Source organism: Nocardia neocaledoniensis, from assembly GCF_029868625.1.
In the GTDB taxonomy this organism is placed as follows: domain Bacteria; phylum Actinomycetota; class Actinomycetes; order Mycobacteriales; family Mycobacteriaceae; genus Nocardia; species Nocardia neocaledoniensis_A.
In genome coordinates this window covers 1-3,102 of sequence record NZ_JARWOJ010000356.1, presented here as the reverse complement: position 1 = coordinate 3,102, position 3,102 = coordinate 1, and the positions used below count along the sequence as shown (strand labels likewise).

Annotated in this window: 3 protein-coding genes; all 3 read right to left on the bottom strand. The window is 69.2% G+C overall.

The window, feature by feature from the left end; all coding sequences use genetic code 11:
- Positions 1-99: 99 nt before the first annotated feature.
- From QH270_RS27650 to QH270_RS27640, 3 genes are read right to left on the bottom strand one after another with little or no spacing between them, the layout of a single operon-like run.
- A complete protein-coding gene (locus QH270_RS27650) occupies positions 100-1,332 on the bottom strand; it encodes an acyl-CoA dehydrogenase family protein (protein WP_280346982.1) in 1,233 nt (410 codons plus the stop codon).
- Between the two features lie 15 nt (positions 1,333-1,347).
- The gene (locus QH270_RS27645) at positions 1,348-2,229 is read right to left on the bottom strand and encodes an SDR family oxidoreductase (protein WP_280346981.1); all 882 of its coding nucleotides are present in this window, start codon (positions 2,227-2,229) and stop codon (positions 1,348-1,350) included.
- Positions 2,230-2,256: 27 nt separating this feature from the next.
- The gene (locus QH270_RS27640) at positions 2,257-3,081 is read right to left on the bottom strand and encodes a MaoC/PaaZ C-terminal domain-containing protein (RefSeq protein ID WP_280346983.1); all 825 of its coding nucleotides are present in this window, start codon (positions 3,079-3,081) and stop codon (positions 2,257-2,259) included.
- Positions 3,082-3,102: the final 21 nt, after the last annotated feature.

Below are 3,102 nucleotides of genomic sequence, written 5' to 3'. Positions count from 1 at the left end.
CCCCGCGCCCCCCCCCCGCGGGCGGTGCTCGCCCCCCCCCGCCCCGCCCCCGGCCCCCGCCGCGGGGGCGGCTCCACGGAATTCCCACTCACCGAGTTGCTACTTGCCGAGCAGGCCCTTGGCGATGTGGGTCACCTGGATCTCGTTGCTGCCCGCGTAGATCATCAGCGACTTCGCGTCGCGCGCGAGCTGCTCGACCCGGTATTCGCTCATGTAACCGTTGCCGCCGAACAGCTGCACCGCCTCCATGGCCACCTCGGTGGCGGCCTCCGAGCAGTACAGTTTCATCGCCGAGGCCTCGGCCAGGCTCGGCGGCTTGCCCGCCTTGCTCCGCTCGAGCACGTTGAAGACCATGTTCCGCACATTGATCCGGGCCACCTCCATCTTGGCCAGCTTGAGCTGGATCAGCTGGAAGCGCCCGATCTCCTGACCCCACAGGGTGCGATCGCGCGCGTAGTCGACGCAGAGCCGGTGGCATTCCTCGATGACGCCCAGCGCCATGAATCCCACGCCGATCCGCTCGGCGGTGAAACTCGCCCTGGCGCTTTCGCGTCCGTCGCCGCCCTTGTGTTCCTCGGTCTCGCCGAGCAGCCGGTCGCGGCCGAGGCGCACGTTGTCGAAGAACAGTTCACCGGTCGGCGAGGAGTGCAGGCCCATCTTCTTGAACGGCTTGCCCTGGGTGAGGCCCTCCATGCCCTTGTCGAGCACGAAGGTGAGCACCTTGCGGTCGCGCTTGTCGGCGCCGTCGCCCTCGTCGAGCTTGGCGTAGACGATCATCACGTCGGCGCACGGGCCGTTGGTGATGAAGGTCTTCTGGCCGTTGAGGATGTAGTCCTCGCCGTCGCGCTCGACGCGAGTCTTCATGCCGCCGAAGGCATCCGATCCGGAGTCCGGCTCGGTGATCGCCCAGGACGCCACCTTGCGCAGCGTCACGATGTCGGCGAGCCAGCGTTCCTTCTGCGCGAGCGTGCCCCGCGACATGATGGTGGTGGCGCCGAGCCCGATGCTCACGCCCAGCGCCGACACCAAACCCATACACACACCGGACAATTCGCTGATCAGCACGGCCATCATGGACTGCTGGCCCGCGAACGGCGTGCCGCCGCCACCCCCGGACTTCTCGCTGGGCCCCGCCGCTTCCTTGGCCAGCATCTTGGCGACGGCGTCCTCGCCCATCGCGTCGATCCCGAACTGGCTGAACAGTTTCCGCAGGATCGGATAGGGCAGCATCTCACCGCTGTCGAGGGCGTCCAGGTGGGGACGCACCTCCTTGTCGATGAAGGTGCGTACCGCGTCGCGGATCATCAGATCCGTTTCTGACCATTCGATCATCGTCGTCTCCCGCGCTCAGGGCAGCCGCACGGCGATGTCGTCGATCGCCCACGGCCCTTCGGTCTCGATGGTCTTCACGTCGTGCCAGCCGGCCAGCTCGGAGATGGCGCCGCCCTGCACGGCGAACACCTTGCCGCTGATCGGGCACTTGTCCGAGGCCAGGTAGGCCACCAGCGGCGAGATATTCGCGGGGCTGAACGCGTCGAATCCACCGGATTCCTCCACCGCGGCGGCCTCGGCGGCGAACATCTCCCCCATGCCGGGGGTCGCGAGGGTGAGCCGGGTGCGGGCGATCGGGGCGATCGCGTTGACCCGCACGCCATAGCGGCCCAGCTCCTCGGCCGCGACCTGAGTCAGCGCGGCGATGCCTGCCTTGGCCGCGCCGTAGTTGGCCTGGCCCGCGTTCGGCAGGGTGACGCCCGAGGCCGAGGCGGTATTGATGACGGCCGCGTTGGGCTGGTTACCGGCCTTGCTCTGCGCCTTCCAGTAGGCGGCCGCGTGATGGAGCACGGCGGCATGGCCTTTGAGGTGCACTGCGATCACGGCGTCCCACTGGGACTCGTCCATCGCGGCGATGAACACATCGCGCAGGATGCCCGCGTTGTTGACCACGATGTCGAGCCCGCCGAACTCCGCGACGGCCTGCTCGATCAGCGTCCGCGCGCCGTCCCAGGTCGCGATGTTGTCGGTGTTGGCGACGGCCTCGCCGCCCGCGGCGCGGATCTCGTCGACGACCTGCTGGGCCGGGCCAACGTCGGCGCCTTCGCCCGCGTTGCTGCCGCCGAGATCGTTGACGACGATCTTGGCGCCTTCGCGGGCGAACAACAGCGCGTGCTCACGCCCGATGCCGCGCCCGGCGCCGGTGATCACGGCGACCTTGCCTGCCAGGGAACTCATGGATAGGACTCCTGTGTGTGAGTGGGTTCAGTCGGCGATCACGGCGAGGCCGTCGCTGAGCACGACATCCTCGCCGCGCACCGTCTCGAACGCGTAGGTGGTGGCGCCGTCGGCGCTGGTGACGCGCCAGATCCGGGTCCGCAGATCGTCACCGGGGAATACGAGCTTGGCGAAGCGCACCGCGAACCGGCGCAGCCGGTGCACGTCCGAGCCCGCGGTCGCGGTGAGCACGCCCCAGGAGGCCATCGCCATCGTGCACAGTCCGTGCGCGATGATGCCGGGCAGCCCGGCGTCCTTGGCGACCTGCTCGTCGAGGTGCAGCGGGACCGGATCGCCGGAGGCCGGGGCGTACCGGAACGTCTGGTCGTCGTCGACGTGATGCTCGACCACCGCGAACGGCTCCGCCGCCTTGAGGTTTTCGTCGAATCGATGCGATGGCGCCTGCTCGCCCACCGATTTCCCCGCGTCGATATTGCGGAAGAACGCGGTGAGGTACTGCTCGTTCACCAGTTCCCCTGCCGTGTCCCGGCATTCGACCAGAATCGTGATGGTGGTCCCGGTGGACTTGCTCGTGTAGCCGACCGCCTTTGCCCGCGAGGTCAGTTCCTCGCCGGGGCGGATCGGCCGATGGAAGTGGAAGTCCTGCTCGCCGTGCACGACCCGGCCGAAGATGTCCATCGGCGCCACGTCGATCACGGGCATCATCATGGCCTCGAACACCGGCACGATCGCGAACACCGGCGGCGGGGCGGCGCCGGCGCGCGGCGGGGCGCGCGCGGCGGTGGGGGGGGGGGGGGGCGGGGGGCAGCGGGGGGCCGGGACGCCGAAGTGGGCGGGGTCGGACCCCCGCACCCCGACAGGCCAGACTCGGAC

Bases quoted from the DNA above. Each gene is read 5' to 3' on its own strand.
- QH270_RS27650 (WP_280346982.1), bottom strand. From the start codon at position 1,332: ATGATCGAATGGTCAGAAACGGATCTGATGATCCGCGACGCGGTACGC.
- QH270_RS27645 (WP_280346981.1), bottom strand. From the start codon at position 2,229: ATGAGTTCCCTGGCAGGCAAGGTCGCCGTGATCACCGGCGCCGGGCGC.